General features: G+C 63.0%; 1 protein-coding gene. It reads right to left on the bottom strand.

What is annotated here, in order from left to right:
• Positions 1 to 1,351, bottom strand: a 1,351-nt coding sequence (locus WX88_RS26665) for a CARDB domain-containing protein (protein ID WP_046247480.1), incomplete at both ends; no start/stop codon positions are given.

Below are 1,351 nucleotides of genomic sequence, written 5' to 3'. Positions count from 1 at the left end.
CGTCGGGTTCGGGTACAGGGAGAGGGCCCGGCTGAGCGCGGCGGAGGTGCCGAGGGGGGTGGCGGGGGCGTCCTGGGCCTCAAGCACAAAGGCGGGACACACGTCTGGGCCGTTTCTGGCATCGATTAGGCAAGTTAAGCAATAGTTTGTATCCTTGTAGTCAAGTATAATGAAGAACGTATCGGGGCGCGCCCCCCCTACCGGAACCGTCGCTAACGGGAAATAGCGGGTGCCCCCCACAGCCGCCGTTTGGACCAGCCCGACATAGAAGTCGCGCCCCGCAGCGATCGGAACGGGTATGGGCAAAGTTGGAAAATTAAGAGTGGAATTGGTGGTGATCGCAAACGACTTGATGGTGTTGATGTCCCCGGGCTGCACCACGTAGTCCGCGGAGCGCGCCATCATCGTGCCGCTAAAGTCGACCAGGATCGCATACACGGTGTTGCCAATGCTATTGACGTCGGTGAGCCCGACGCCGACGGACCCGATGGTGCGCGCGACGGGGGTGGTAAACTTCGCGATAAACGCGCCTTGTTGGCTAGGTCCGTAGCCGAAGGAACCCGCCGAACCCGGCGTGGTCGTGTTCACGTGACTAAACGTGTTGGTCGTGATCAGTTGCGTGACGCTTTGCGCGTTGTTACTCCCGATCGCATCGGCCGGCACGGTGACGGCCAGGGTGTTGGTGCCGATCGTGGCGGGGGTGTACGCGGCAAACGAAACCGTCGCCAGCGCGCCGGGCGCCAGCGAGGCGATGGTTTGCGTGTCCGTGAAAGTATTGACCCCGGTCACGGTCAGGGTGACGGGCAGATTGAGCAGGGGGCTCGTGCCAACGTTTCGCACCACGGCCTGCACGGCTTGGGGGAGGAGCGGTGTTTTGCCCAACGCATAAAGGCTCACGACTGCGGCATCGGTGGCCGGCGACGGATCGAAGCGGTACGTCCGGCCCACGTCGGGCAGCACCGTATTCCGGAGGCCATTCGCCGGGATGCTGTAGCGGCTATAAGCATTACCGCCGAATTGGGAGCGCGACAGGGTGGTGAGACTCCAGGCTTGGGTCGGGCTTTTGGTTGCATTAACGGTCTGGGGAGAGGTCGATCCTTTGATGCCCACGGCTGCCAACTTGGAAGCCGTGGGGCCGGGGCCGGCCGTCGCGGGGCCGTAGACCAGTTCAATGCGGTTCGAGGTTTCGTAGAGTTTCACCTGAAACGAAATAGCGGCCAGCTGTTTTCCCGTCGCTGCCGACACGACTTTGTCGCTCACGTCCTTCCACTGGATCGTCGTTACGCGGGCCCCCGCCGCGCCGGTTGTCGCCACGCGGTAGTCGGTGGTCGCGGTGCCTTCCAGGTCCAGG

The organism is Hymenobacter terrenus (assembly GCF_000972495.1).
Lineage (GTDB): Bacteria > Bacteroidota > Bacteroidia > Cytophagales > Hymenobacteraceae > Hymenobacter > Hymenobacter terrenus.
This window is presented reverse-complemented; position numbering and strand designations above follow the sequence as displayed.